The 21,973-nt window shown below is 44.0% G+C and carries 23 protein-coding genes and 1 pseudogene; 13 read left to right on the top strand and 11 right to left on the bottom strand.

Annotation, left to right across the window (positions count from 1 at the left end):
* Positions 1-2 precede the first annotated feature (2 nt).
* The gene (locus tag F6K64_RS08515; protein WP_008178712.1) at positions 3-953 is read right to left on the bottom strand and encodes a UDP-glucuronic acid decarboxylase family protein; all 951 of its coding nucleotides are present in this window, start codon (positions 951-953) and stop codon (positions 3-5) included.
* A 275-nt stretch (positions 954-1,228) separates the two neighbouring features.
* Positions 1,229-3,040 carry a translation elongation factor 4 gene (lepA, locus tag F6K64_RS08510; protein WP_008178709.1) on the bottom strand — a complete coding sequence of 604 codons (1,812 nt, stop codon included), beginning with the start codon at positions 3,038-3,040 and terminating at the stop codon, positions 1,229-1,231.
* 175 nt (positions 3,041-3,215) lie between these two features.
* Here lepA and F6K64_RS08505 point away from each other — a divergent pair, with 175 nt between their 5' ends.
* The 3 genes from F6K64_RS08505 to F6K64_RS08495 all read left to right on the top strand — a co-directional run bounded on the left by F6K64_RS08505 (position 3,216) and on the right by F6K64_RS08495 (position 6,547).
* Positions 3,216-3,500, top strand: coding sequence for a type II toxin-antitoxin system CcdA family antitoxin (locus F6K64_RS08505; RefSeq protein WP_008178707.1), 285 nt, complete (start codon positions 3,216-3,218; stop codon positions 3,498-3,500).
* Between the two features lie 132 nt (positions 3,501-3,632).
* The gene (locus F6K64_RS08500) at positions 3,633-5,354 is read left to right on the top strand and encodes an ATP-binding protein (RefSeq protein WP_044492116.1); all 1,722 of its coding nucleotides are present in this window, start codon (positions 3,633-3,635) and stop codon (positions 5,352-5,354) included.
* 542 nt (positions 5,355-5,896) lie between these two features.
* The gene (locus F6K64_RS08495) at positions 5,897-6,547 is read left to right on the top strand and encodes a DUF3386 domain-containing protein (protein WP_008178703.1); all 651 of its coding nucleotides are present in this window, start codon (positions 5,897-5,899) and stop codon (positions 6,545-6,547) included.
* A gap of 129 nt (positions 6,548-6,676) precedes the next feature.
* Here F6K64_RS08495 and F6K64_RS08490 read toward each other — a convergent pair whose 3' ends face one another.
* The gene (locus F6K64_RS08490; RefSeq protein ID WP_008178701.1) at positions 6,677-7,468 is read right to left on the bottom strand and encodes a cobalt-precorrin-6A reductase; all 792 of its coding nucleotides are present in this window, start codon (positions 7,466-7,468) and stop codon (positions 6,677-6,679) included.
* Between the two features lie 2 nt (positions 7,469-7,470).
* A complete protein-coding gene (locus F6K64_RS08485; protein ID WP_008178699.1) occupies positions 7,471-7,665 on the bottom strand; it encodes a hypothetical protein in 195 nt (64 codons plus the stop codon).
* A 728-nt stretch (positions 7,666-8,393) separates the two neighbouring features.
* Between F6K64_RS08485 and F6K64_RS08480 the strand changes: the two genes are divergently transcribed.
* The 4 genes from F6K64_RS08480 to F6K64_RS08465 all read left to right on the top strand — a co-directional run bounded on the left by F6K64_RS08480 (position 8,394) and on the right by F6K64_RS08465 (position 13,404).
* Positions 8,394-10,931, top strand: coding sequence for a mannose-1-phosphate guanyltransferase (locus F6K64_RS08480; RefSeq protein WP_008178697.1), 2,538 nt, complete (start codon positions 8,394-8,396; stop codon positions 10,929-10,931).
* Positions 10,932-11,174: 243 nt separating this feature from the next.
* Positions 11,175-11,810 carry a single-stranded DNA-binding protein gene (locus tag F6K64_RS08475; RefSeq protein WP_044492043.1) on the top strand — a complete coding sequence of 212 codons (636 nt, stop codon included), beginning with the start codon at positions 11,175-11,177 and terminating at the stop codon, positions 11,808-11,810.
* Between the two features lie 135 nt (positions 11,811-11,945).
* Complete coding sequence (locus F6K64_RS08470; RefSeq protein WP_008178693.1) at positions 11,946-12,236, top strand: hypothetical protein; 291 nt, start codon at positions 11,946-11,948, stop codon at positions 12,234-12,236.
* Positions 12,237-12,456: 220 nt separating this feature from the next.
* Positions 12,457-13,404 (top strand): lipase family protein, encoded by a 948-nt coding sequence (locus tag F6K64_RS08465; RefSeq protein ID WP_008178691.1) that lies wholly within the window; start codon positions 12,457-12,459, stop codon positions 13,402-13,404.
* 419 nt (positions 13,405-13,823) lie between these two features.
* On the opposite strand, the gene F6K64_RS08460 is transcribed toward F6K64_RS08465, so the two are convergent.
* On the bottom strand, positions 13,824-13,982 hold the full coding sequence (locus tag F6K64_RS08460; RefSeq protein ID WP_287265267.1) for a hypothetical protein: 159 nt from the start codon (positions 13,980-13,982) through the stop codon (positions 13,824-13,826).
* A gap of 38 nt (positions 13,983-14,020) precedes the next feature.
* Here F6K64_RS08460 and F6K64_RS08455 point away from each other — a divergent pair, with 38 nt between their 5' ends.
* The 3 genes and pseudogenes from F6K64_RS08455 to F6K64_RS08450 all read left to right on the top strand — a co-directional run bounded on the left by F6K64_RS08455 (position 14,021) and on the right by F6K64_RS08450 (position 14,998).
* Complete coding sequence (locus F6K64_RS08455) at positions 14,021-14,221, top strand: hypothetical protein (protein WP_008178689.1); 201 nt, start codon at positions 14,021-14,023, stop codon at positions 14,219-14,221.
* 421 nt (positions 14,222-14,642) lie between these two features.
* A pseudogene (locus tag F6K64_RS38150) lies at positions 14,643-14,741 on the top strand (BrnT family toxin); the annotation flags it as partial.
* Between the two features lie 2 nt (positions 14,742-14,743).
* The gene (locus F6K64_RS08450) at positions 14,744-14,998 is read left to right on the top strand and encodes a BrnA antitoxin family protein (protein WP_044492115.1); all 255 of its coding nucleotides are present in this window, start codon (positions 14,744-14,746) and stop codon (positions 14,996-14,998) included.
* Between the two features lie 308 nt (positions 14,999-15,306).
* Here the strand turns inward: F6K64_RS08450 and F6K64_RS08445 are convergent, their stop codons facing one another.
* From F6K64_RS08445 to F6K64_RS08425, 5 genes are all read right to left on the bottom strand, one after another.
* Entirely contained in the window at positions 15,307-16,887 is a 1,581-nt protein-coding gene (locus F6K64_RS08445; RefSeq protein WP_071104280.1) for a polyamine aminopropyltransferase, read from the bottom strand.
* Positions 16,888-16,890: 3 nt separating this feature from the next.
* The gene (locus F6K64_RS08440; RefSeq protein ID WP_008178681.1) at positions 16,891-17,184 is read right to left on the bottom strand and encodes a hypothetical protein; all 294 of its coding nucleotides are present in this window, start codon (positions 17,182-17,184) and stop codon (positions 16,891-16,893) included.
* Positions 17,185-17,378: 194 nt separating this feature from the next.
* Positions 17,379-18,374 carry a hypothetical protein gene (locus tag F6K64_RS08435; RefSeq protein WP_008178678.1) on the bottom strand — a complete coding sequence of 332 codons (996 nt, stop codon included), beginning with the start codon at positions 18,372-18,374 and terminating at the stop codon, positions 17,379-17,381.
* A gap of 27 nt (positions 18,375-18,401) precedes the next feature.
* Positions 18,402-18,536, bottom strand: coding sequence for a hypothetical protein (locus F6K64_RS08430; protein ID WP_267871971.1), 135 nt, complete (start codon positions 18,534-18,536; stop codon positions 18,402-18,404).
* A gap of 212 nt (positions 18,537-18,748) precedes the next feature.
* A complete protein-coding gene (locus tag F6K64_RS08425) occupies positions 18,749-18,970 on the bottom strand; it encodes a hypothetical protein (RefSeq protein WP_008178675.1) in 222 nt (73 codons plus the stop codon).
* Between the two features lie 91 nt (positions 18,971-19,061).
* On the opposite strand from F6K64_RS08425, the gene F6K64_RS08420 reads away from it, so the two are divergent.
* The 3 genes from F6K64_RS08420 to F6K64_RS08410 all read left to right on the top strand — a co-directional run bounded on the left by F6K64_RS08420 (position 19,062) and on the right by F6K64_RS08410 (position 20,767).
* A complete protein-coding gene (locus F6K64_RS08420) occupies positions 19,062-19,262 on the top strand; it encodes a hypothetical protein (RefSeq protein ID WP_008178674.1) in 201 nt (66 codons plus the stop codon).
* A gap of 230 nt (positions 19,263-19,492) precedes the next feature.
* Positions 19,493-19,813 carry a hypothetical protein gene (locus F6K64_RS08415; protein ID WP_202799140.1) on the top strand — a complete coding sequence of 107 codons (321 nt, stop codon included), beginning with the start codon at positions 19,493-19,495 and terminating at the stop codon, positions 19,811-19,813.
* A gap of 453 nt (positions 19,814-20,266) precedes the next feature.
* Positions 20,267-20,767: a tetratricopeptide repeat protein gene (locus tag F6K64_RS08410; RefSeq protein ID WP_008178670.1), complete on the top strand. Its 501-nt coding sequence runs from the start codon at positions 20,267-20,269 to the stop codon at positions 20,765-20,767.
* On the opposite strand, the gene F6K64_RS08405 is transcribed toward F6K64_RS08410, so the two are convergent.
* Entirely contained in the window at positions 20,753-21,958 is a 1,206-nt protein-coding gene (locus F6K64_RS08405; RefSeq protein WP_008178668.1) for an RNA-guided endonuclease InsQ/TnpB family protein, read from the bottom strand. The genes F6K64_RS08410 and F6K64_RS08405 overlap by 15 nt on opposite strands.
* Positions 21,959-21,973 lie beyond the last annotated feature (15 nt).

Below are 21,973 nucleotides of genomic sequence, written 5' to 3'. Positions count from 1 at the left end.
AATTAAATCTGATTGTTTTCCTCTTGAGGAGTTAAACGCTTACGGAAATCGGACACTGTGAAATCTAACCCTTCTGACAAAGTAATAGTAGGTTCCCAACCTAGTAAGGTTTTAGCTTTACTAATGTCTGGTTGCCGACGTCGGGGGTCATCCTGAGGTAGAGGCTTAAAGATAATTTCTGTATCAGGATTCACCATTTTCTGAATCGCCTGAGCGAGTTCTAATATAGTGTATTCTCCAGGATTCCCGAGATTAATCGGTCCGGTATGGTCATTATTCATAAGTCGAATTAGTCCTTCGACTAAGTCGGAGACATAGCAGAAACTTCGGGTCTGTGAACCATCCCCATAAACCGTTAAGGCTTCCCCCTTCAGAGCTTGCACCACAAAATTGCTAACGACTCGCCCATCATTTTCCAGCATTCGAGGACCGTAGGTGTTAAAAATGCGGGCTACACGAATGTCTACACCATTTTGTCGATGGTAGTCAAATGCGAGGGTTTCTGCCACTCGCTTGCCTTCATCGTAACAACTGCGAATCCCAATGGGATTGACATTACCCCGATAATCTTCTGACTGGGGATGGACATCCGGATCCCCATATACCTCAGACGTGGAGGCTAATAATAATCTCGCCTTCACCCGTTTGGCTAACCCTAACATGTATAGGGTACCCATGACATTGGTTTTGATAGTCTTGACGGGATTGTATTGGTAGTGAACTGGGGATGCTGGACAAGCGAGGTGGTATATTTGATCAACTTCTAACCGAATCGGTTCAGTGATGTCGTGGCGGACCAACTCAAAGTAGGGGTGTGCCAGCCATTTCAGGATATTCCGTTTGTGACCAGTGTAGAAGTTATCCAGACAAATAACTTCATGACCTTCTGCCATCAAACGATCAATTAGATGGGAGCCGATAAAACCAGCCCCACCAGTAACTAGTATTCTCATGCCACTGAACTTTTGTGATGTGAAATCAATCCTAAACTAACCTCTGAATTTAACAGTGTCCAGTTAGACAATTTTTACTTAATTTATGGCAAAAAGTCCGGATATATATCTCTCCATATAGTTTTTCACCTACCTTGAAAACCAATTCCGTAATTACCGAAGGTTATCATCGAATTCTCTTGGCTAACCGGTTGAGAATTACTAGGTTGGTAGTAAGCATTCCGAGATTAGTACAAGGCTTTCAGGTCTGGACTTTTAATGACTGAATCCCCCCTCTAGCCTTGGTCAAGACGCAATACTGCCATAAACGCTTCCTGAGGAACATCAACAGTCCCTACAGCTTTCATCCGCTTTTTACCTTTTGCCTGCTTTTGGAGAAGTTTTTTCTTCCGGGAAATGTCACCACCGTAGCATTTAGCCAATACATCTTTTCTCAAAGCCGGAATATGTTCACTAGCAATGACTCGACTACCAATAGCCGCTTGAAGAGGAATTTTAAATTGGTGTCGGGGAATGAGTTCCTTGAGTTTCTCCACCAAGGTACGACCCACATAGTAAGCTTTGTCTCGGTGAACAATTACTGCCAGGGAGTCCACAGGCTCCGCATTAATCAGTAGATCCAGCTTGACTAAGGGATTATCTCGGTAACCAATGAGCTGGTACTCCATACTGGCATAACCCCGAGAGCGAGACTTCATTTGATCAAAAAAGTCAGTAACCACTTCTGCTAGGGGTAATTCATAAATTAAAGTAGTCCGTCCTTGGGCAAGATAAGTCATATCCTTAAAATCCCCACGGCGGCTTTGACAGAGTTCCATCAGAGTCCCAACATAGGTTTCTGGGGTAATCATTTCTACCCGGACATAGGGTTCGGCAATTTTTTCCCGTTCTTGGGGGGATGGCAGGGTACTCGGATTATCAATTTCAAGGACTTCTCCCTGATTGGTGGTCACTTGATAGACCACTGAAGGGGCGGTGGTGATTAGCTCCAAATCATATTCCCTTTCCAGGCGCTCTTGAACAATTTCCATGTGCAGCAAGCCTAAGAAACCACAGCGGAAGCCAAATCCCATCGCAGAGGAAGTTTCTGGTTCGTAGTTCAGGGCAGCATCATTGAGTTTCAGCTTATCTAATGCCTCCTTTAAATCCTTATACTGGTCAGCATCAGTGGGAAACAAGCCACAAAAAACCATCGGTTTGGCTTCAGTGTATCCCGGTAAAGGGTCAATAGCTGCTGCTTTTGCTAAAGTAATGGTGTCACCAACACGGGCATCGGCTACCGCCTTAATGGCAGCAGCCAGGTAACCAACTTCACCGGCGTGGAGTTCATCCACTTGGACTTGGTTAGGGGAAAGCACCCCTAGCTCATCAATTTCGTACTCCTTGCCAGAGGCCATCAAGCGAATGCGATCGCCTTTTTTTAGAGTGCCATCGACCACTCTGAAATAAACGATTACGCCACGATAAGCATCATAGTAACTGTCAAAAATCAACGCCCTTAGGGGTTGCTCTACGGTATCGCTTGGAGGTGGAATTAGATGTACAATAGATTCGAGGATGTCTTCGATACCGATACCTTCCTTGGCTGATGCTCGAATCGCTTGGCTACAATCAAGACCAATGATATCTTCGATTTCGGTACTTACCCTTTCCGGTTCAGCTCCAGGCAAGTCTATTTTATTTAGAACGGGAATAATTTCTAGATCGTGTTCAAGGGCTAGGTAAACATTTGCTAGAGTTTGAGCCTCTACACCCTGGGATGCATCGACTACCAACAGTGCTCCTTCACAAGCCACTAGTGAGCGGGACACTTCATAGGAGAAATCCACATGACCGGGAGTGTCAATTAAATTGAGAACGTACTCGTGACCATCGCTAGCAGTATAGTTCATCCGAGCCGCTTGCAGCTTAATCGTAATTCCCCGCTCCCGTTCCAAATCCATATTGTCCAGGAACTGTTCTTTCATCTGGCGGTCGCTTACGGTACCAGTAGCTTGCAGTAGGCGATCAGCTAAGGTCGATTTCCCATGATCAATGTGGGCGATAATCGAAAAATTGCGAATATGAGAGACAGGGGCATCAGTCATAAGCTATTGGTATAAACCCAGTCAATAACTGGTCTATTGAGTTCATGCTTCACTTAATGTATTTTAATGTTTTCCGTCAGAGGTAAGGGTACTATCCCTGGAATGGTTATAAGTGAGCCAGGCTAATTGTCAGTTATCGTAAAGTTATATTAGTAGTGTTATTAGCCCATCGATTATGAATGATCATGCCTTACATCAAGAGGGTTTGCTTGAAAACCACCTTGAGTCTACCAAAGCTACTAACGTAGATCTATCACGTTCAGCTGACAAAGAAGAAATTTCTATTCATTTGGATACGGAACTCTTGGATCAAATCAAACACTTGACTAATGATCCGAGTAAAGTAATAGAAACGGCAATTCGTCAATGGCTTAGGGGTGAAAGGGGAACAGATCAGGAATTAGCCCGTACCTTTGACCGAAATCCTCCCCTGCCGCCCCGAGGTGAGTGGAACGATTGATAGACAAGAGGTAAAGGCATCTACTTTGAGACGTTGCCATTGGCTCGTGGGTTAGGGTTGGTTGGTTGCATTTACTTGTTGAAACGGGAACTGAGGCTCCCGGTGTTGCTTGTAGTTTCCAGGTTTCTTTTAATGGCTGCACCTGTGAATTTTCAATGTTTTCAAACTGGATATATAAATAGGCAATCCGCTAGTGCACAAGGTGATTCTAACTTTTTGCAGGGTTTAGGGTGTGAGCTGGTTTATACTCAAGAGGCATCGGGTAAATGCCTTTCTTTTTACTGGCAAGCTGCTGAGCAATATGGTCTGAGTTTGACACAAGTGGTGGGACTTCCCCTAGAAGATGCATTCTGCCCGACTGAAGCCGAAGCCTACCAAGAGAGGCTTCAGAGAATTTTGAGCAAGCGTTCCCCTGAACGTTGTGTTCAATCGTTTTGTTACCAGGACAGATCCTTTGCCTTTGAGTTGGTGATTAGCCCCATTTTGCCAGCGGATGGTGAAGCAACCACTGTTCTAGTTATGGGTCGCTTTTTGCCGGAATCATCAATATTGGAATGGCGGGAATCTCCTACAAACCTAAGTGTAGACCCCCATCAACAATTACTCACCAAAATTTCCCGGCAGATTCGTCGGACCCTCGATCTAGATACGATTTGGCAACAAACTGCCCAAAGTCTAGGGGAGGCACTCCAGGTAAGCCGTTGCCTCGTCTGCTATTACAAACCAGACGCACGGGTAACCAAGGTGCAGGCAGAATATTGTCAAAAGCCCTTGCGGTCAATGGCGAAACAACTGCTACCCTTAGATTCTGAGCCTTACCTCGAACAAGCCCTCACTAGTCAGGAGCCACTGCTGGTAGAACACATTCTTCCCGGTGAATGGGAACAGTTGTCTGTGTTGGTGGTTTCAACCTCCTATAAAGATGAACCTAATGGTTTGATTTGCCTACAGCAGTGTGGTGATCGCCGTCAATGGAGTGCCGCAGAAATAAAGTTAGTGGGAGAATTGGCTGAACAAGTCGGCACAGCGATCGCTCATGGCACCCTTTACAAGGAGTTAGAAATAGCTAGCGAAAGGGCTGAAGAAGCTTCTCGCCACAAAAGTGATTTTCTGGCTAATACTTCCCATGAGTTACGTACCCCTCTCAATGGCATGATTGGGTTTCTCAAGTTGGTTCTTGATGGCATGGCAGACGATCCACAGGAGCAAAGGGATTTTATCCAAGAAGCCTACAATTCTGCATTGCATCTGCTCAATATTATTAATGATATCCTGGATATTGCCAAGATTGAAGCTGGTAAAATGGAGCTAGAACTCGCTCCAGTAGAATTAGATTCTCTGTTTAGAAAAGTTGAGGACTTTACGATCAATCAAGCCCAGCTCAAAAACCTCAGCCTCAGAATTGAAATGCCTGATGTCTATGATGGCATTGTTATGTATGGTAACTATCAAAGGCTGCTACAGGTCATGTTAAACCTAGTCGGCAATGCCATTAAGTTTACTGATGAAGGTGGGGTGACTGTTAGTGCTGAGGTGATCCGAAAGAAGATAACTTTCAAAGGTACAGAATTCCCAGGATTGGTTAAAGTTCGAGTTGCCGATACTGGCATCGGTGTTTCCCTCGACCAGCAAGACCGGCTGTTTCAAACCTTTACCCAAGTCGATGGTTCCCGGACTCGCCAATATGGCGGCACGGGTTTAGGCTTAGTCATATCCCAAAAGCTGATTGAAACCATGGGGGGTGTGGTCAATTTTTTCAGTATGGGGGAAAATTTAGGGTCAACAGTTACCTTCACAGTACCTCTTTATCAAGTTCCTGTGATGATTTCCAATCAAGCAACTGATATTGATTAACCATCCACTCTTTAGGTTCCCCTTACGTAAGGATTCAGCCCTTAGCTTTTTACGGAAAACTTAAACTAAACTTACTAACACTTACAAGCCATAATAAATTTGGGAGTAATGGTGAAAAGTGTTAGTATTAGTTTTAGCTGAAAGTTAGATTAAACGTAAGCATTCAGCCGTCAGCCGTCAGCCCTGAGCCTTGGCCAAAGGCCACGCTACGCGAATGGCTCACGCTGCTTGAGGTGCTTTCCATAACTCAGCATTATTCGAATCCTTTCTTGTTTTATTCAAAAGTTCCGTAGCTTTATAATAGCCCATAAGCACATCAAGTAGCACAATCTGTAGCCCATTAGCTGATAGCTGATACGCGACACGCTGATAGCTTACGCTTAAAGTACCTCACCAAATTTAAAGATTCTCTATAAAACAGTAATGCTATAATAAGCACCGTCAGAGATTAGTGAGTAGTCTTTGGATAGTAACACTTCCCTAGTATAGTTTGTCTAGTTTGGGAACTATTAGCTCAAAATATCGGTTGACTTAACAAGACTATGATCGAAAACGAAACAGCTCGTGAAGTGTTCCAGGCGGCTTACGAAAACCGCTACACCTGGGACGACAATTTTCCTGGTTACAAAGCTGACCTGGAAATTAAGCAAGGTGATGAAGTATACACTGGTCAAGTTCGCATTAATAGTGATCACAGTGTTGAAGTCAGTGGGTTTGATGATGAAAAGGTCAAAGAAAGTGTCTATAACCAGATGCGGGATATTGTGACCCATCGCAAGCGGTCATCCTTTGAAAAAGCCCATGGGAAAAACCAATTTAGCTTTGGTGAAAACGATTCTACTGGTGCAGTGGAAATTTTGGTCAAGGGTGATGCTATGGGCTCTAACTATAAAGTCCGGGGTAGGGAAATTTGTCATGTCAGTCGGGTTATGGGTCCGATGGCTTTTACAATTAATACCAACCATAGCCTAGATACAGGAGAAGGGTATATTTCTTCAGGCTACAATGCCATTTTTCGCAATGCCAAAACTGGTGATTTGATGGCTAAACGAGAATTTGAGGACAGGTTCGAGAAAGTTGGTGATTATTATATTATGACTCGTCAAGTAGTTTATGCCATCGAGGAAAAAGGGCGGACAGCTACTGAATTCAACTTTTATAATATCAGGTTACTCCAACCAGCTATGGTTTAAACTTTTGTTGTAAGCATTCAGCTATCAGCTATCAGCCATCAGCTAAAGACCAACGGCTGACAGCTGACGGCACCTCAAGTAGCACCATCTGTAGCCCATAGGCTTACCTGTTATTTACCGGGAGAGAGTTCAAACATAACGTACGCAAAACTCTAATGCCACAGATACATGGCTGGTTTGCTGCGGATAATCAACAACTGGGCGAGTAATTATAACTAGGGAGATGCCTAACTCAGTAGCTACGGCTCGTTTGATATCTTCTCCCCCAGCAACCCCAGAGGCCTTGGTGACCACAACAGAGATGTCCCAGTGATGCCAGAGTGCCTTTTCCAAATCAGCTGGTACCGGAGGACGCAGGGCAATAATTCGATCCCGGCTAAATCCAGACGCGATCGCTAAATCAATTGCAGTAACACTGGGGAGAACCCTGGCGTATAGGGTTGATTGGTCTTGCCAACCACGGAATAAGGGTAAATGTTTATAACCGATTGTCAGTAATACCCGCTGCTGATGGAGATAGTTACCAGCAATCAGGTCTTGGAAACTATTGAGATAAATTATTGGTGAATTGTCTAGTTCAGAACTTACCTGAGAATTTAGCTGTTGCCTTTCAAAACGCAGGTAAGGTATATGCCGAGCACAAGCGGCTGAAATCGCTATTTGGGAAATTTCCACCGCATAGGGGTGAGAGGCATCTAGGATCGCTACAATACCATGGTTCTCCAAAAACTGCTCTAGCCCATTTGTATCTAAACGTCCGACTCGAACCCTTAAATTTGGGGTTTGGGGATAGAGGGATTTAGCCGCTGTTGTGGTAACGGTTACTGTACAGGGAATCCCCCTGAATGCGATCGCATTTGCCAGAGTCACACTTTCGGTGGTTCCACCAATCAGCCAAATACGGCCACTGCTATCTACCACTCCTATCTGCCCTTAAGGGCTTTAGTAAAGTTTTTGCGATAGGACTTATTGGCAACGATTAAAGCTGGCCACAACAGTGACAATGCTATCCGATTGGTTAAACTCCGGCTGAAGTCAGTCCGCTCAAACCCCCTCCAGAATTTCCACACGCCATACCCATAGACTACCAGTAACCCGAAGACAATTAAGTTAGCCATTCATCAAAAATCTTGCCATATTTGGAAACCCCGTCTCAAGTAAGATAGGCGTCTCGCCTGACAGGGAGGAAAAGCGAGCCCTTGGGGCGGTTTTAACTACCGTCGATGAATCTGGGTAGAACACATTTGGTTATTGTGACATGGTTTTTCACCTCGGGTGCTTTTTATAAGATAATTTTTATATTAATGATAATTTTACCTTATCAAGCAAGTGTTAGACCATGACCTCAATACCATAAGTGTGTAGGTTAATCAACAGGTGCGACACGAAAGCGCACCTACGAATTGATTCGGATTACAGCTCAAAGTAGCATTGATCCAGATCCAGTTTCTCTAGTCTTCATTATGTGGTGTCACCCTTAGGAGTTACAGACTAGCCAAACTCAGTAGTCATGATTACGTGAGTGAAGAAGGAGCGGGTCAACACGGGATCTTTCTTCTCAGGGAGGAGGAAACTTGGCGACACCAGTGTCGTTGTTATGGTTCCGCCAGTCTTTGTCGAAAGCACTATTTAGGTGCGACCCGTGGCGAATTTAATTCTTAATGGGTCAAGGGCACCTATGTGAATCACTTATGAATCACTATCGACTAGGCCATACCAAAATCACGGTTTTCAGATCAAGTCACTGTTTGTGGAGGAAAGTACTTCACTAAAAAAAGCCCATAAAAAGACAAATGAACGTAGACAACATGATCAAACCCCTTAACGGGTTAAAAGAGGAGGAATTATGCGAGCAGTGCTGATGGCTGGTGGTTCAGGAACACGGCTTAGACCGTTGACCTGTGATCTGCCCAAGCCCATGGTGCCAATCCTGAATCGACCCATTGCGGAACATATTGTTAATCTACTCAAACGGCACAATATCACTGAGGTCATTGCCACTCTTTACTATCTCCCAGATGTCATGCGGGACTACTTCCAAGACGGCAGTGACTTTGGGGTAAAGATGACTTATGCGGTAGAAGAAGAACAGCCTCTGGGTACTGCAGGTTGTGTTAAAAATATTTCCGAATTACTCAATGAAACCTTTTTAGTCATTAGTGGCGATAGCATCACCGACTTTGATTTGACTGCTGCGATCGAATTTCATAAAGCTAAGAAATCAAAGGCGACATTAATCCTAACTCGCGTTCCCAATCCCGTTGAGTTCGGGGTGGTGATCACCGATAAGGAAATGCGCATCCGCCGATTTTTGGAAAAACCTTCGACCTCAGAAATTTTTTCCGATACTGTTAACACTGGCACTTACATTCTTGAACCATCGGTTCTAGAGTACCTGCCATCAAATGAGGAATGTGACTTTTCTAAAGACCTGTTTCCGAAACTCCTCGAGAAAGATGAGCCAATGTATGGCTATGTAGCTGAGGGATATTGGTGTGATGTTGGTCACCTGGAGGCTTACCGAGAAGCCCAGTATGACGGCTTAATGAATAAGGTCACACTAGACTTTGCTTACCCAGAACAATCCTCAGGAATGTGGGTGGGACAAAATACCTATATCGACCCTACTGCCAAGATTGAAACCCCAGTACTAATTGGTAGCAACTGCCGGATTGGGCCAAACGCCCACATCGAAGCAGGAACAGTAATTGGCGATAATGTTACCATCTCTGCTCACGCTAACCTGAAACGACCGATTATTTGGAATGGAGCGTTAATTGGTGAAGAGGTTAATCTGAGTGCCTGCACCATTTCCAGGGGAACCAGGGTAGACCGTCGTGCTCAGGTTTTGGAAGGTGCCGTTGTCGGTTCCCTGTCTAAAGTGGGAGAAGAAGCTCAAATTAGTCCCACTGTAAGGGTTTGGCCAAATAAAACTATAGAATCAGGTGCAACATTGAATATCAATTTAATTTGGGGCAACACTGCCCAACGGAATCTTTTTGGTCAGCGGGGTGTCCAAGGCTTAGCCAACATCGATATTACTCCTGAATTTGCCGTTAAGTTGGGAGCGGCTTATGGGTCTACCTTAAAACTAGGCTCCCAAGTATCACTCTCCCGTGACCAGCGTAGTATCTGTCGCATGGTGACCCGGTCTTTGATTGGGGGGTTGATGTCTGTGGGTGTCGATGTCCAGAACCTAGATGCAACCGCAATTCCCGTGGCTCGAACCGTGGTACCAACCCTAGGGGTCTCCGGAGGTATCCATGTGCGAGTGCATCCTGACCGACCAGATCATATCCTGATCGAAGTTATTGATGCCAAGGGAATTAATATCAGCAAGGGTAAAGAGAAAAAAATTGAGGGGGCTTACTTTAAAGAAGACCTAAGACGAGTCCAGATCAATGATATCGGCAATGTTAACTACCCGATTCAGTTAATCGATATCTACGGTACTGCCTTTGAGAAGCATCTCAATGTAGAGGCAATTCGCAACAGTAGTGCTAAGGTAGTTATTGACTATGCTTATGCTGTGTCTGGTGCGGTGTTACCCCAACTGTTAGCGAAATTTGGGGCTGATGCAGTAGTCCTCAATGCCAGTTTGAAACAAACAGCTATCTCCACAGAAGAACGAGAGAGTTTGCTCAATCAGCTGGGTCAGGTGGTCGAGGCCCTAAAAGCCAATTTTGGCGTGCAGGTCTCTGCTAATGGGGAACAGCTGATTTTGGTTGATGAATCGGGAATCTCGATTCGAGGTGAGGTATTGACTGCACTGATGGTCAATATTATGTTAACCTCTAATCCCAGGGGAACTGTGGTGGTTCCAGTCCAGACATCAAGTGCGGTGGAACAAATTGCCCGACGCCATGATGGCAAGGTGATCCGCACCAAAGCTAACCCCACAGCACTGATGGAAGCTTCTCAAAGCAACCCCAATGTGGTATTGGGAGGTAGTTGGGACATGGGCTTTATTTTCCCCCAACTACATCCAGGCTTTGATGCCATGTTTGGAATCGCCAAGTTGATCGAGATGCTGACAGTCCAAGAGCGATCGCTTGCTGATATTCGTGCCGAACTCCCCCGGGTATGGTACAAAACCGTTACTCTGCGCTGTCCTTGGACAGTTAAGGGTAGCCTCATGCGTCATCTGGTCGAAACCCATCCCAGTGAGCAGCTCGAACTTGTCGATGGAGTTAAAATTATCAACCCGCAAAATGATAACTGGGTGTTGATTTTACCCGATGCTGGCGAACCCTTAGTTCATATTTTTGCCAACAGCGATGACCGGGATTGGGCTGAGGAAAACCTCAAGCATTATCGCAACCATGTTCAGGAATTCGTTGAAAAAGAACAAGGTGTAGAAGCACAACCTTCAGCCGTGTCATAAATCCGATTAATCGGCTCTTAACAGGCATAGCGGTGGCTTTCCTCAGGTGCGACCCAAGGGCGATTTACTCGCCCATTGGAAAGCGCACCTAAAGAGTGTTTGTAGACCTCAGGAAAGTCACCGCTATGCCCTTGTTGGTAGTTAATTGTTGGTAGGTTAAGTTCAATCAAAGAAAAGCCAAGAGTACTGGTACGCTTGTTCTATAATAAGGAGTCAACATTCAAAGGACCAGGGATATAGGAGATGAACAGCTGCATTTTAATGGCACAAATTATTCAGGATCCAGAACTGCGTTACACCTCAGAGAATCAGACACCCCTGACTCAGATGCTAGTACAATTCGCCAGTGTTAAGGCTGAGGAATCCCCATCCACCTTAAAAGTGGTAGGTTGGGGGGAATATTTGGCCAATGAAATTAAAACAAACTATTCCACAGGCGATCGCGTGGTGATTGAAGGTAGCTTAAGGATGAATGTGATTGAGCGACCAGAAGGGTTCAAGGAAAAACGGGCAGAATTGAATGTTTCCCGGATTCACAAATTGGGAACAGATGATCACTTTGAGCCACAAGTCATGGGCTCGGAAAGAACTTTCCAGCAGACCCCAGAACCATCTCGTCCCCAAACCATAGGTGCGCTTTCCGTTGGCGAATTAAATTCGCCACGGGTCGCACCTCATGATAAGGTGGTATCCATGGAGCAACATCGGATGTCGTCATCAGTTTCTTCTCCTAACAATACCGGACAAGATTTTGCTTATACCAGCACTGAACAAAATACTGAGCAAAGCTTTGACTCTTCTTTTGGGTCTTCATCTCCTCAAAACCCAACCTCTGGTAGCCCTAGTCATCAACAAGATTTAGATGATATTCCCTTTTAGTTATTAGGAGAAAAGATTATAGCTTTTATCATAGCTATGAGGTACACAAAATGTGTTACCTCTTCCCTATTCCCTGCTCCCTGCTCCCTGCTCCCTGCTCCCTGTTCCCGACTTCTGCAAGAAGTCTATTAAATTGTGTTTCAACTTCTTTACGTACTGATCTATGCCCTCCAGCCTTATCTAGACTTGATTTGCTTTTGTTTGGCTTGGGGGATAATGATGATTCTAGCTTGGACGGTTTTGTCAGCAGTCCGAGAAAGTTTTGCTGTTGCCAAACGACTGCATCAAATTCCCTGTTCTAACTGTCAGTTTTTTACTGGTGATTATCGTCTTAAATGTACCGTGCATCCCTCTGTTGCTAATTCTGAAGCAGCAATTAATTGTATAGACTTTTGTGCAAAAAATAATTACATGACTAGGGTTTAACAGACTCGACAGTAATGCCATTGGCTTCATCCTTGCTGCTGGGGAGGAAGCCTATATAGCAATCCTAAATTATTTGTAAAATCACTGGAATTGTTAAAAACTGGTGCCTTCTCCCTTCCCTTCTGCCATCTGCCGTCTGCTTCCTGCCTTAAAGCAGACCATTTCTTTCACAAATCAGATAGGATTGCTATATATAGCAATCCTAATGAAAGCATGCGTGATGGATAACACAATTACTTACCTCACAACTGCTGACCTTGATTCCACCAGGGCCATCCTTTTAGCGCAAGCAAGCAGTCTAACTTATGATGCTTTTGATAAGCAAAACCCTGCTGAGTGTCTTGAGGTGTCTCCACCGGATGGTTATGATTTTGTAGACTACTGGACTGGTGTTGATGCGATTTTTAATAAATACAAAACTGTTGAGTGTTATGGTGTAGTGTTTCGATCTCAGCAGTCTCCTTACACTTATATATTTGCCTTTAGAGGTACTTATTCCACAGAGGATCTAATAGATACTTTTGGTGTTAATCATACAACATTTGTACCTTATCAGGAAGATGTTGTAGTGCCATCTAAGCTTAGGGTTGAATCAGGTTTCTACCATATCTATTCCAATAGTGATGGGAACACACCCTCGATGCAGAATCAGGTGTTTGCCCTAGTTGATAAATACCAAGCATCTGAAAAACCGATCGATACTCTGTATATTACTGGCCATAGTTTAGGCTCTACACTGAGCACTTTATTCACACTTGATATGGCGTTGTCTAGACCAGATATCAAGTCTGCAAGCTACAACTATGCTTCCCCTCGTGTAGGCAACCAAGCATTTGTAGAATTTTATCAACAACAGGCACCGCAACAAAACCCCGAGACACGAACTATTCGTATCCAAAATGTTTATGACAAAGTTCCTTGTGACCCATTTAAATATGAAGGATATCAGCATTTGCCCTATGCCTATCTAGTTTCATTTTCTCGAGACAACTTAATGGGTAAATTTGATGTTATAGACAATCATCATTACAAAAATTATAAAACTGTTTTGAATTGTGCGTTGGAGAGTGAAAGTGGCTTTTGTGAGAGAACCTTTGACTACGATCAGGACAAAACGATGAAGTCGGTGAAACCAGATCCTAGTCAAGTCTGTAGATATTGGTTGTAGCTCTTGGTCTGGGGTTGTCTAGCGGATTTCAAGTTTGTGAGGTACAAATTTTCTGGTTTTAGGGAACAGGGAACAGGGAACAGGGAACAGGGAACAGGGAACAGAAAAGAGGCAAGAGGAACCCAGCCCTAACCCCTTCCAGTTGGGTAGGGTGCGTTAGGGGTGGCCTCATTTTCCGCCTCGTAGCTAGGGTTTGGATAGCCCGCCCCGTAACGCACCACGGTGTCAAACAGCAAAAATGAGATGCACCCAACCGATCCCCCGTTGGTCCCCCTTAAAAAGGGGGACTTTAAGGCAATAAATGCTATAAAAACTAATAGTTAAAAACTAAGGGATTCTCTGAAAAAAAACCTACGCGATTGACCGAAGTCACGCTACGCGATGAAGCTAAGCTTCCGCCCTTGTGCGATTGACCGAAGTCACGCTACGCGATCGCTAATTTTATAAAAGCGATTATATGAAATATACGCTACGCGATGAAGCTTCGCTTCCGCTAAAAGCGATCGCTTATTTTTTATTAATCCCAAAACTACCAAAAAAAACTTCTCAAAACCCTTGACAATTAAAGTTATAATCATTACAATAATCAATATTAACCGAAATTAAATTTTTTATGATGTCACAACAATTCAGCCAAAACTTCAAGAAACAACCTGCTCATCAAACTCTGAAAGGTTCTCGTGAAGCAGTAATTTATAGCATGCAGATGCTTTACGCATTAGGCTATGCAGAGATAGCGGAATGGACCCCTCTGGAACCGACTGATGTTCCAGGGGAAGTGATCACTACAATCACCAAGTATTGGTTGTTGCCATAACACTTTGTCTTGATGCAGTCGCTCATGGGGGAAACCCCCAAGACCGCGCTGCATCGCTAAATTTCTGGGGGGGTTTCTCCCCGGGGGCCTTGGTTTTGGTCGAATCAGATAGGAACTGATCAGGTTAAGTTTGCTAATTTTGTGACATAAGAAATTGAAATAGTCGTGGATAGTATTTCTACGGCTATTTTTTTTTGATACTTATCGAAAGAGGGAATTTAGAATTAAGAATTAAGAATTAAGAATTAAGAATTTATAATTAAGAATTAAGAATTTATAATTAAGAATTAAGAATTTATAATTTAGAATTTAGGCGTAGGGTGTGTTAGGGACGGGCTCGCCAAGACGCAAGCCATAGCAAGTGTTAGGTTGTTGCCCGTAACGCACCACCGCGTCAAATAGCATGCATTGAGATGCACCCGTTTTGGTTGTGGTCTATACCTGGCGAGGTGATCAAATCCGTTTGATTTCAGCTCGCAAAGCCACTCGTACTGAACGTAAACAATATTTGGAGGGATGAAGATGGAAGCTGAGTATGATTTTAGTCAAGGTAAGCGTGGCGCGATTGACCCGATGCCATCTGGTAAAACTCGGATCACAATTTGTTTAGATAACGATGTTATTGAGTGGTTTCGTGAGCAGGTACATCTATCTGGTGGAGGCAATTATCAAACCTTGATTAATCAGGTGTTGCGTCAGCACATTCGGCATCAATCGATAGAAGTAGAAGGAGATCAGGAAACTATTCCGATCACAGAAATTATTCAAAGTCAATAAGCTTGATAACATTATCGCTCCGGTAACGATAAAGGAATTTAATCTAAATATTTCAATGGTAAGTTATTAGGATAAAACGTTGATTGACTATAGTCTCTTCAGACAATTCGTGATCCTGAAAATGTTTATACTCACATCTGGCACCATTGGGATTAATCGTCGGTGGGCAGTGCCTATCTAAGCACAAAGCTGAGGTGATCTGATCTGTCTCAAGCACTGCCCACCCTACTTGCTAACTGGCGACAAACGTCAGAACAGTTTTCAATAGAAAGCCGTCCTAGAAGGAGGGGGCTTTAAACCCAATTTTTTTAGTAAGCTGCCCAACGGGGGTCAGATTGGTAGCGTACAATCACAGGATGAGCAAGGCGGTTGACCTCGACATTACCCAACTTAATATCTCCTGGCAGCTCAAACAAGGAGTGTAAAATGCCTGGGGTCAGAAAGCGAGTTGATACGGATAAATTGAGGGTGTCCGGCTGAATCGATCGCCTTGATGCTAGGACAAAACCCCAAGGCCCAAAGCTGGGGACATCTATAACATAGGGATGAACTAATAGTCCCACATTTTCCAAGGTTGCGGCAATACAACTCAGAACATTGGGAGCAAAAAAGGGACTAGATGCCTGAGTCACAAAAATGCCTTTGTCTGCTAATCGCGGTAAGAGACGGCGGTAGAATCCTTCTGCATAAAGCTTGGCAATAATCTTTTGATCGGGGTCGGGAAAGTCGGCAATAATCACATCAAAGGTTTCGTTGAGTGCGGGTGCCCTAATGAAAGCATCAGCATACAACACTTCGACACGGGGGTCGGAAAAAGAGTTATCGTTAACTTGGACTAATTGAGGGTGATGACTAGCTAACTTGACAACCTCGCTGTCTAAATCGATGAGTAGGACTCGTTCGACTTCTGGCCATTTGAGCACTTCCCGCAAGGCCATACCATCACCTCCACCCAACACCAGAACCCGACGCCTACCAACACTAGCACTCATGGCGGGATGCACTAAAGCTTCATGGTAGCGGTATTCGTCGAGGGTGGAAAATTGCAAATCGCCATTGAGGAAGAGACGAACATCCTGTCCTTGTCGTGTGAGGACAATGCGTTGGTAGGGAGACTGGATGCGGGTGATCACTGGCCCACTATACAGAGTATTTTCCAGCTTGTCGCTAATCGGAATGGCTAAGGGAGCCAAGGTAAACAGGAGAATACCTAGGGTTAAACCCAAATATCCCCAGGGCCGCAGTCTGGGAAAGCGTCTGCCAATGGCAAACACCATCAAGGCCGGTAATGACCCTAAGACAAAAGCCGTAGGAAATAAACCGATAATGGGTAATAAGAGGATGGGAAAAGCCAGGGAACCCAGTAGTGCTCCCAAATAGTCTAAGGCTAAAACACCTGCTAATGCTTCCCGCACCCCTTTGTCCAATTCCAGAATTCGGGTCAGTAGCGGCACTTCCAGTCCTGCTAGTACTCCCAGGACAATAGTGACGAAGAATAAACCCAGCCAGATGGAACCATTCCTAACAAATACAGCAAATAGTCCTAAAGGCAATAGGGCAGTTAGGGGAGCAATGAGTAGTTCAACTTTGACAAAGACTAAGAGTAGTTGGTGTTGTAGAGATGGGGAATTGGTCTGATTGACAGCAATAAACTGACTCAGGTAAGACCCTAGACCCATTGCTGCGAGAAATACTCCAACGGAAATACCATAGGATAGAGCTTGATTCCCTACCAAGTAACTTGCTAGAGTTCCCAGCAACAGTTCTACCGCTAGTCCACAAATTGAGGAAACCGCAGCAGCAATCATGAGCAACCAACGCTGGTCCCGTTTGAGGGATGGGATGCTAGAGTTAGGTATCGGTTTCCCATCTGATATCGCATCTTCCATCGTCTATTTCCCGGTAGCCGGACCGCCTCCGCGAAAGCTACCATAGTCTGAGCGATTGGGGGACGATTTCCAAATACCTAGATAATAGTAACCGGATAAATATGTCCGATGTCGGGGCCAGTAGTTATTTTGTTTTTCTTCCCGCAGGACAAGGGCTGAACGCTGAGTGTAACCTGCGATTATGGTAAATAGTGCGATCGCAACTGTCGTCGCTGTCAAAATTTTAGTCAACATGGGATCAATTCCTGGATGGAAAATAGAAGTAGTGCGAGCATCTTGCTCGCGTAGTGGGAGCATCTTGCTCGAAGCCCGTGAAACAGCTAAAACTGTTTGACACTCCCCTAGCTGTTTCTAATATCATGTCCGGTTGAATACTTATACTAAGGGCAAAAACAAGGCAGAAGGCAGAAGGCAGAAGGCAGAAGTAAAGAAGTAAGGTTTCATCGAATAAGGTTTTTGATAACTAATTATCCGGACATGATATAAGCTATTCATGGCGTATCAAAGGTTGGACTAATTTTTACCACCTCAACGCTTGTGAAGGTACGGTTGCCATCAATAACTCTCAAGGTTGTGCGATCGACAGATGCATCTGGGCATACTTCCACATAGAAGCCATAGGAACTGCGAGATTCCAACAGGAAGAATGTTTGTAGTTTACCTGTTGCTCCCTTGATCTTGCCGTTGTTTTTGAGATAGGTCATAGGCAAGGGAAACGAATGGTTATAGATTTGCTCACCATAGGAGTCCTTGAGAAAAAGGCGAACTTCTAGTTTTGATGGGGAAGTTTCATCTGCCTTAACATCAACTTTAACCCGCACAAGGCGATTTGCACCACCGACAGTAGCGCGATCGCTGGGGTCGCTATCGTTAATCGTTTTGAAGATGGCTTTTTTCCCGGTTAATGGCGTTGCATATAAAGTCATCAAGGTCAGACATAATGTCCCCACTAAACCTGGCCAAAGATAGCGCGTATCTATCACTCCATTTTGGACAGTTACCTGAAACGGCACTGGTTGATCAAGTACTTTTCCTGATGTATCCCCATACTCCAAAACTGCAATGGCAATGGTCACCATCTCTTCCTGCTTGGCGCGAACATCAAGTCCTGCTAACAGGTCATCGTCTTGCCAACTACCAGACTCCCCATCATCATACCAAGTTCCTGATTCATTCCAGGCTTGCTTGATGGCGGAGGCGAATGCTTGACCTTGGCCATCGAGTAACTGGATTTCATAAGTAACCCATCGGTTAAGGGGAATTTTTGCTTTAGCTTCTATGCGAAGAGCACCAATCAGCTGGCGCTTGAGGGACAGTGTTTGAAGTTGCAGCGGTTCCTCTTCCCTGGCACTGACGGTAGTAGATAGCAGTGTTTTCTGGAACCGATAACCATGGAATAAGGCTAAAAATACCAGTAGTGTAGACCCGATAGCAATATAAGGGCAGGGGTCGATAAAACCACTAGTACGTTGAGTTTGAATAGTCACTGGTTTTTATTGTGTCTGTATAGACTATTATCTACACCGAGCCAGAGGTGATGTCCACAAACTCCAGTTTTTAGCACCAGTGATAATTGTCTGACCAAAGTAGAAAAGAGTTTTTGTACCAACACGACAGGCATATTCCAATTCTAAATTATAAATTCCCAATTCTAAATTATAAATTATAAATTCCCAATTCTAAATTATCAAAAATTTAACAAATCAAAAGTTTTTTTCTTTTCCTATTCTGTGTTGGAGACATCGGTGATTCTGGAAGAGTTTTTGGCCTAGTTGGAGAAGATGGCAAACTAGGGTGTTGGAGAGCAATGTTCCTACTATGCAGAGTTAGTTGCCGCCGACACCAAGCAAAATGCAGGATATTAATACCCATTTCCCACAGCAGTGCGGATCATCTCTCGTGGTAGAGCAAGCTCTTCATCTAGTCCCCAAGCAGCTGATAAATTACCAACTATAATGACAATTCCTCCCCCAATCAACATTTTAATTGGTTGTCCTTGAACAGAGGGAAGAGCCGCAAAGCTAACGCTACGCGATGAAGCGAAGCTTCCGCTAACAGCGATCGCTAATTTTTTATTAACCATAAAAATCCCAAAAAAAACTTTTTAAAACCCTTGACTACTCAAATCATAATCATTACAATAATCAATATTAACCGAAATTAAGTTTTTTATGATGTCACAACAATTCAAGCAAAACTTCAAGAAACAACCTGCTCATCAAACTCTGAAAGGTTCTCGTGAAGCAGTAATTTATAGCATGCAGATGCTTTACGCATTAGGCTATGCAGAGATAGCGGAATGGACCCCTCTGGAACCGACTGATGTTCCAGGGGAAGTAATCACTACAATCACCAAGTATTGGTTGTTGCCATAACACCTTAAATTTCTGGGGGGGTTTTCTCCCCCGGCCAAGGTTTTGGTCTGGTTTTGTAGCGTGACCTTTGGCTAATCAGAGCAGGTTATATTTGCTAATTTTGTGACATAAAAAATTGAAATAGTCGTGGATAGTATTTCTACGGCTATTTTTTTTCACTTTACTCCCGACTCCCAACTCCCGACTCCCGACTTCCTAGTATAAAAAATGCTATAGCAATCCTAAATCAATTGATAGAATGTTTGTTCCCTGTTCCCTACTCCCTGTTCCCTACTCCCTGCTCCCTGTTCCCTGTTCCCTGTTCCCTTTGGTATATAATTAAAAAAATAACCTTTAATTCAAAAGCGATGGAAACTCAAGACTTAAAAACACTGATTAAAGAAAGCATCCGAGAAGTTTTGAGAGAAGAAAGACTCTTACTCTGTCATATGTTAATGCCTTACGTTAGTGATCAAGAGCAACAAGAGCTTGACACCAGCTTTGGCTTACCTCAAGACTATGAGACTGAAGAAGTAACTGATCTAACAGATGGGATTAAAAATGACTATTAAATTCCGCAAGAGTGCGATTAAATTATTAGAGTCTGCTGATAATTAAACTATTCCCATCACATAAATTATTCAAACTCAAGGAGCTTGTAAAAATTATCGTTACGGTAACGAACAAGGAATTTTATATAAATATTTAAAGGGTAAGTTATTAGGATAAAACCTTGATTGACTATAGTTTTTTAAGACAATTCGTGATCCTGGAAATGTTTATACTCACATCTGGCACCATTGGGATTAATCGTCGGTGAGTAGTGCCTACCTACGCCTAAAGGCCAGCTGATCTGATCTGTCTCAAGCACTGCCCACTCTACTTGCTAACTAAACTATACTTCGGTTGCTATAAATCCCAATAGCTATAATTTCAGTGGAAGAATAATAGTGAGTGGCACACTACTGTATCACCCCCACTTCCTATCGTGAGGTTTGTTGCGTATCTCAAACGGTGTTCAGGAAATGAATCAAAACCTATCTGTTAAGGGAGCAGCAATTTTAGCCACCGTTGTCGGTGTGATGGCAATGGGAGTGGCTTTCCCTAGGTCTAGCTGGGGGCAAAGTATCATTGCTCAACAACCCAGTTCACCAGGGAGTGAAAGGGCTGAAGAGTTATCCCTAGCAGAAGCCTCTCAACTCAATCAGCAAGCCATTGAGCTTTTTCAGCAAGGAAAGTACTCAGAAGCGATTCCCCTAGCTGAGAGAGCATTAGAGATTCGGCAGGAAATCTTGGGAGAAGAACACCGTGATGTGGCAGAAAGCCTCAATAATCTAGCATTCCTCTACTTTTACAAGGGGAAATATCCGAAAGCCGAACCCCTCTATCAACAAGCCTTAGCACGGAAGAAAAAACTGCTCGGTCAAGACCATCCCGATGTAGCAACCAGCCTCAATAATCTGGCATTACTCTACAAAAGCCAGGGCAGATATGTTGACATACTCACCGTCCTAGAAGAACGGTGATTCTTGACAGATCATCGGGGTGTGCTGCCGAACGCGCCCCGCGTGACCTACGGTCTCAACAGTCTTATCGCCCCTCCTTGCCCATTTAGAGTCATGCCGATGCCCCATGCCGACTTTTTCTATGTTTCTAGCAGCGTTTATGTCTCTGTCCTGCTCGGTTCCACAATTAACACAGAGTATTGAGCGTACGGACAAATCGAGTTTCCCCCACTTGAACCCACAATCTGAGCAGATTTGACTAGTGGGTTCCCAACGGCTTATAACCCGAAAATCCCTGCCATATTTATCTGATTTTGCTTGAGCTAGACTCCTAAATTCTGACCAACCTTGCTGGCTAATAGCTCGCGCTAGTTTGCGATTTTTGACCATTCCTGACACGTTAAGGTCTTCTAGGACAATTACTTGGTTCTCGCTGACTATCCTAGTTGAGAACTTATGCAGGAAGTCTTTCCTTTTGTTGGCGATTTTATTATTTAGTCTTGCGATCTTAATGCGAGTTTGCTCCCTCCGGTTAGACCCCTTGGCTTGTCTAGCAAACTTTCGTGTTTGTTTGCGTAATTTTCGATCTAGTTTTGAATAGTCAGGACTCTTGACATGACCCCCATCACTCATTACCGCGAAAGTCTTGATACCTAGATCAATCCCAATGCTTTGGTTCTTGGCATCAACTTGAACAGGCTCAATATCTACTACAAAGCTCAAGAAATAATTGTTAGCACAATCTAAGATAATGGTCACAGAGCTTGGATCAGATGGCAATTCCCTAGACCAGATCGGTTTGACTACCCCAATCTTGGCTAAGTAAACTCCATCACCTTGAATAGAGAAACCTCTGCGAGTTAATCTTGCTGATTGATTATTGGAACGCTTTTTGAATCGTGGAGACCTAACTTTTCGTCCTTTTCGTTTTCCATTGTGCGACTCAAATAAGTTCTTAAAAGCAACTCCCAAATCAGCTACGGACTGCTGCAAAGGAACGACTGACACTTCAGACAACCATTTTCTTTCTTCGGTCTTTTTAGCCTGAGTTATGACCAGTTTCTGTAAGTCTCCAGATTTTAGAACCTTCTTAGATTTCTTGCAAATAGCCAGAGCATCGTTCCACACGACTCTGACACAGCCAAACAGCCTAGCTAAGTCCTGTTTCTGTTGGTCAGTTGGATAAAAACGATATTGGTATCTTGCTTTCAATTGGCGTTTTATAGT

The organism is Moorena sp. SIO3A2 (assembly GCF_010672265.1).
Classification (GTDB): Bacteria; Cyanobacteriota; Cyanobacteriia; order Cyanobacteriales; family Coleofasciculaceae; genus Moorena; species Moorena producens.
This window is presented reverse-complemented; position numbering and strand designations above follow the sequence as displayed.

Excerpts from the sequence above, each read along its gene's own strand:
- F6K64_RS08440 (WP_008178681.1), bottom strand. The coding sequence starts at position 17,184 with ATGCTCCCACTACGCGAGCAAGATGCTCGCACTACTTCTATTTTCCAT.
- F6K64_RS08495 (WP_008178703.1), top strand. The coding sequence starts at position 5,897 with ATGATCGAAAACGAAACAGCTCGTGAAGTGTTCCAGGCGGCTTACGAA.
- F6K64_RS08475 (WP_044492043.1), top strand. The coding sequence starts at position 11,175 with ATGAACAGCTGCATTTTAATGGCACAAATTATTCAGGATCCAGAACTG.
- F6K64_RS08500 (WP_044492116.1), top strand. The coding sequence starts at position 3,633 with ATGGCTGCACCTGTGAATTTTCAATGTTTTCAAACTGGATATATAAAT.
- F6K64_RS08455 (WP_008178689.1), top strand. The coding sequence starts at position 14,021 with ATGTCACAACAATTCAGCCAAAACTTCAAGAAACAACCTGCTCATCAA.
- F6K64_RS08420 (WP_008178674.1), top strand. The coding sequence starts at position 19,062 with ATGTCACAACAATTCAAGCAAAACTTCAAGAAACAACCTGCTCATCAA.
- lepA (WP_008178709.1), bottom strand. The coding sequence starts at position 3,040 with ATGACTGATGCCCCTGTCTCTCATATTCGCAATTTTTCGATTATCGCC.
- F6K64_RS08485 (WP_008178699.1), bottom strand. The coding sequence starts at position 7,665 with ATGGCTAACTTAATTGTCTTCGGGTTACTGGTAGTCTATGGGTATGGC.
- F6K64_RS08460 (WP_287265267.1), bottom strand. The coding sequence starts at position 13,982 with ATGATTATAACTTTAATTGTCAAGGGTTTTGAGAAGTTTTTTTTGGTA.
- F6K64_RS08425 (WP_008178675.1), bottom strand. The coding sequence starts at position 18,970 with ATGGTTAATAAAAAATTAGCGATCGCTGTTAGCGGAAGCTTCGCTTCA.
- F6K64_RS08505 (WP_008178707.1), top strand. The coding sequence starts at position 3,216 with ATGAATGATCATGCCTTACATCAAGAGGGTTTGCTTGAAAACCACCTT.
- F6K64_RS08450 (WP_044492115.1), top strand. The coding sequence starts at position 14,744 with ATGGAAGCTGAGTATGATTTTAGTCAAGGTAAGCGTGGCGCGATTGAC.
- F6K64_RS08445 (WP_071104280.1), bottom strand. The coding sequence starts at position 16,887 with ATGGAAGATGCGATATCAGATGGGAAACCGATACCTAACTCTAGCATC.
- F6K64_RS08480 (WP_008178697.1), top strand. The coding sequence starts at position 8,394 with ATGCGAGCAGTGCTGATGGCTGGTGGTTCAGGAACACGGCTTAGACCG.
- F6K64_RS08410 (WP_008178670.1), top strand. The coding sequence starts at position 20,267 with ATGAATCAAAACCTATCTGTTAAGGGAGCAGCAATTTTAGCCACCGTT.
- F6K64_RS08465 (WP_008178691.1), top strand. The coding sequence starts at position 12,457 with ATGGATAACACAATTACTTACCTCACAACTGCTGACCTTGATTCCACC.
- F6K64_RS08515 (WP_008178712.1), bottom strand. The coding sequence starts at position 953 with ATGAGAATACTAGTTACTGGTGGGGCTGGTTTTATCGGCTCCCATCTA.